2 protein-coding genes and 1 pseudogene are annotated in these 2,923 nt (G+C 70.3%); 2 read left to right on the top strand and 1 reads right to left on the bottom strand.

The window, feature by feature from the left end; all coding sequences use genetic code 11:
* Positions 1-91 precede the first annotated feature (91 nt).
* Together MBEBAB_RS18750 and MBEBAB_RS18475 are read left to right on the top strand one after the other, a co-directional pair.
* Positions 92-340, top strand: coding sequence for a cyclic nucleotide-binding domain-containing protein (locus MBEBAB_RS18750; protein WP_373852959.1), 249 nt, complete (start codon positions 92-94; stop codon positions 338-340).
* Positions 331-1,401 (top strand): annotated as a pseudogene (locus tag MBEBAB_RS18475) (patatin-like phospholipase family protein); the annotation flags it as partial. The gene MBEBAB_RS18750 and the pseudogene MBEBAB_RS18475, both read left to right, overlap by 10 nt.
* A 427-nt stretch (positions 1,402-1,828) precedes the next feature.
* Here the strand turns inward: MBEBAB_RS18475 and MBEBAB_RS14655 are convergent.
* Positions 1,829-2,605 carry a methyltransferase domain-containing protein gene (locus MBEBAB_RS14655; RefSeq protein WP_242397192.1) on the bottom strand — a complete coding sequence of 259 codons (777 nt, stop codon included), beginning with the start codon at positions 2,603-2,605 and terminating at the stop codon, positions 1,829-1,831.
* Positions 2,606-2,923: the final 318 nt, after the last annotated feature.

Raw genomic sequence — 2,923 nt, 5'->3', positions numbered from 1 at the left:
GCGGTCCCCCTCCCCCATGCGCTTCGCTTTGGGGGAGGAGAACGCGCGACGTTACCGAAACCGCAACAGAATCCCCCTAGTCTGGCCCGTCATGAACACGCCCCGCGACGCCAGTCTGGAAGCGGCCCTGGCCCACATCTTCGCCGCCGAGGGCGAGACGCGGGCCAGCTGGTTCGCCCTGACCGGGGGCGAGCGCCTGTTCACCGCTGGCCAGCCCGCCGACACTCTCTATCTGGTTCGCTCCGGCCGCCTCGGGGTTTTCCGCCAGAAGGAAGATAACCCCGAGCCCCAGTTCCTCGGCGTCATCCGGCCCGGCGAACGGCGGGCGAGATGTCCCTGATCGCCGGCACCCCCCACACCGCCACCGCCGTCGCCCTGCGCGACAGCGAGATCCTGGCCCTGCCCCGCGAGGCCTTCCTCGACGCCGCCCGCGCCCATCCCGACGTGATGGTCGAGCTGGCCAGCCTGATGGTGCGCCGCTCGCGCGAGACCTCCCAGCGCGCCGCCGACCCCAGCGTGTTCGGCTTCGTCTCGGCCCGCGAAAAGCCCATCCGCGAGTTCGTCGAGCGGGTCCGCGACCAGATCGGCCATCTGGGCTTCACCGCCCGCGTCATCGACTCCTCGGCCCTCAACTCCGCCGCCGAATGGCTGTCCCTGATCGAGCAGACCCACGACTTCGTCCTCTATTGCGCCGAGCAGGACGAGGCCGCCTGGGCCGGGCTGTGCGCCCGTCAGGTGGACCGCCTGTTCGTCGTCGGCGATCTGGACGGCCCCGCCCGCATGCCGCCGGTCCAGCGCAGCGGCTCGCTGGAGGAGCATCAGCTCACCGACCTGATCCTGCTGCGCCCCGCCGCCGGTCCGCCGCCCCGCGACACCGCCCGCTGGCTCAAGGCCGTCGACCCGGCCCGCTGGTTCCATGTGCGCGAAGGCCTGGCCGACGACGAGGCCCGCATCGCCCGCACCCTCACCGCCACCTGCGTCGGCCTGGTCCTGTCCGGCGGCGGCGCCCGCGCCTACGCCCATCTGGGGGCCATCGCCGCCCTGCGCGAGGCGGGGGTGCCGTTCGACTTCGTGGGCGGCTCGTCCATGGGCGCCGTGATCGGCGCCGGCGTGGCCCTGGGCTGGAGTCAGCAGGAGCTGGAGCACCGCATCCGCAAGGCTTTCGTGGTCAACAGCCCCCTGACCGACATCGCCTTCCCCATCGTCGCCATGACCCATGGGCGTAAGGTTAATCAACTATTGATCGACGCCTATGGCGACGTGGACATCGCCGACCTGCCCCTGCCCTTCTTCTGCGGCTCGTCCAACCTGACGGCCAACAGCTATGTGGTCCACCGGCGCGGCATGCTGAGACAGGCCCTGCGCGCCTCCATCTCCCTGCCCGGCGTCCTGCCGCCCGCGGTGATCGACGGCCAGGTGCTGGTGGACGGCGCGGTGCTGCGCAACCTGCCCGCCGACGTCATGCGCGGCCTGCAGCCCGGCCCCGTGGTCGCCGTGGACGTCTCGCGCACCCACACCGTCGATCCCAGCGTGGTGGAGAATCCCAAGACCTGGTGGCGCTGGATCATCTCCGGCGACTGGCGCCAGGGCCCGCCCATCGTCTCCATCCTGATGCGTTCGGCCACCATCACCAGCGCCGCCGACCTGGCCGAGTCCCGCGCCGCCACCGACCTGCTGGTCATGCCCGAACTGGGCGGCGTCGAGATCCGCGACTGGAAAGCCTTCGAGCCCGCGGTCAAGGCCGGCTGGACCGCCGCCACCGCCGCCCTGGCGGAGCTCAAGGGCCCCGTCACCCACCTGCGCCTGCGCCGCGCCCTCAAGGCCGCGCTCAGCGAGCGGCGATCAGGAACAGCCTCGGAAAAGGCATCAGGGTCGTCCCGTCCGTCCGCCGCGGGAAAGCCGACGAAAGCCGCCCCGAAAGCGCCGAAACAAAAGCGTCCTGCAGCGCGCCGGAAAGCGCCGTCAGATACGGCCTGAGCGCCGTGCCCTTCATCCACTCCAGCACCGCGTCCTCCCCGTCCAGCACCTGCAGATAGGTCGTCGCCCAGATGTCGATGTCCGAACAGACCCCCGCCAGCGCGTCGTAATAGCCCTCGGGCGTCAGCAGCGGCGCGATGGTGTCCACGCCCTCCAGCGCCCCGGCCCACGGCCCCTCCGCCGCCGTCTCGCGCATGATGGTGTGGTGCCGCGTCTCGAAGGCCATGGGCATCTGGCAGGCGAACACCCCGCCTGGCGCCAGCTGATCCGCAATCCGCCCGAACAGCGCCCCATGGTCGGGCAGCCACTGCAGCGAGGCGTTGGCCAGGATCAGGTCCGCGGGCCGCTCCGGCGCCCACGCCCCCGCGTCGCCCTGTATCCAGTCCACCTCATCCGGCAAGGCCCGCGCCCGCGCCAGCATTTCGGCGCTGGAATCCAGCCCGTGCACCGACGCTTCAGGCCAGCGCCGCTTCATCATCGCCGCATGCTCCCCCGTGCCGCAGCCCAGGTCCCAGATCTCATGCGGGTCCATGTCCGGCAGTCGGCTGAGCAGGTCCAGCGCGGCCCGATCCCGCTGGGCGCGGAAACGCTGATACTGGTCGGGGTCCCAGGCGGGGGTGTCGATCACGAAACAGTCACCATGCGGAAGAAGCCCTTGCGAAGTCGCCGTTCGCTTCTAACCTCGTGAGTCCTGGTACAACAGCTGAAAGGAGGTGATCCGGTGTCTCATTGTCACTCGACGCGAGCGGAGATCGGAACCCGGACCTCTTGCGAGGCCCGCGCCTGACCTTTCAGGCAAGGATCTGATCGGCCGCTCAGCGGTCAGACAATGCGAGGCCGCCGGCGCAATCCGGCGGCCTCAATTGCGTTCAGACGCCTTTGCGAGAGCCCTTGGCTGCCCTGAATCCCGCTCATCCCCGCGAACGCGGGGACCCAGTGATTTGGG

The organism is Brevundimonas abyssalis TAR-001 (assembly GCF_000466985.1).
GTDB classification, from domain to species: domain Bacteria; phylum Pseudomonadota; class Alphaproteobacteria; order Caulobacterales; family Caulobacteraceae; genus Brevundimonas; species Brevundimonas abyssalis.
This window is presented reverse-complemented; position numbering and strand designations above follow the sequence as displayed.